At 66.2% G+C, this 580-nt stretch carries 1 protein-coding gene; it reads right to left on the bottom strand.

From position 1 onward, the window contains the following. On the bottom strand, positions 1-580 hold a 580-nt coding region (locus AC3WOE_RS30565; protein WP_492696328.1), incomplete at both ends, for a condensation domain-containing protein.

Below are 580 nucleotides of genomic sequence, written 5' to 3' on the forward strand. Positions count from 1 at the left end.
CGCGCCCACTGAGCTTGGCCAGCACTTGCGCCCACGCCAGGTGGAAGAGACTCGCCGCGCTCACGCCCTCGCGTCGCGCCTGCGTACGAATGCGCTGACTCAGCTCCGCGGGCAGACTCTGGCGGCACTCCCGCACATTGACGCCCGTGCCTCGAACATCCTTGAGCCCGTACGGCAGCGTGGGCTCGCTCACATCGCCCAAGAGGGTCTTGAAGAAGGCTTCGTGCTCGCCCTGGCTCAGACCGTGCCGGGCTTGCGCGACGAACTCACGGAACAGGACCGGCTCGGGCAAGGTATGGGCTTGGCCCAGCAAGACCGCATGGACCTCGTGCATCAGAAATTCCAACGACTCGTGGTCGCCCCGCAGATGATGGCTGAGCATGAGCAAGAGCCAACTTTCTGTCTTGGGATCCTGGGCTGCATGCAGCTCCAGCAGCGGTGCCCGCCGCAGGTCCATGCGATAGCGGCGCGGATCAAAGCGCGCCAGCAGCTGATCCGCACCACTCAGCGTGCTGGCAGCGTCCAGCACCGCCTCGTGCACGCTCAGCACCGCCTCACGCTGCACCAGCTGCACCGGCTC

It is taken from the genome of Roseateles sp. FW305-36, from assembly GCF_058787015.1.